Genomic DNA, 518 nt, shown 5'->3' with positions numbered 1-518 from the left:
AAGATCGTCGGCAGCGTCAGATGTGTATAAGAGCCAGGCCCACCGGCACCGGCACCGGCGCGCACGCCCCGCCCTGACCGTGCCGTGCATGTCGCGGCGGCCGGACCCGGTGGTCACCATCGCAACGGGCCGGTTCCGGCCGCCCTTCCCCTCACCGAACCGAAGACCTCCCCCGGGGCAGGCCGGCCTCAGGGCGGCTCCTCATCAGGAGACCGCCCGCCGGCCTGCCTTTCCTCCGACCCCTCGGCCTCCCGATTACGCTGCCCCACCCACACCGCGATCTGCGCCCGCGAATTGAACCCCAGTTTGGTCAGAATGTGCTCGATATGCCCTTCAGCTGTCCGCTGCGCGATCACCAGCGACGCCGCGATCTCCTTGTTCGTCATCCCCTGCGCCACCAGCCGGGCGATCTGCGCCTCCCGCCGCGTCAACGGCCCATCCGACCCCGACCTGCCCCCGTCAGGAGCGGCCCGGCTTTCCCGCAACGCGTACGCCACCGCCTCCTCACGCCCCATCCC

1 protein-coding gene is annotated in these 518 nt (G+C 70.8%); it reads right to left on the bottom strand.

Features of this window, described 5'->3' with window-relative positions; genetic code table 11:
- Positions 1–188: 188 nt before the first annotated feature.
- On the bottom strand, positions 189–518 hold a 330-nt coding region (locus C1J01_RS48565; protein ID WP_146616074.1), incomplete at its 5' end, for a response regulator transcription factor.

This window comes from Nonomuraea aridisoli (assembly GCF_003236395.1).
Taxonomy (GTDB): domain Bacteria; phylum Actinomycetota; class Actinomycetes; order Streptosporangiales; family Streptosporangiaceae; genus Nonomuraea; species Nonomuraea aridisoli.
This window is presented reverse-complemented; position numbering and strand designations above follow the sequence as displayed.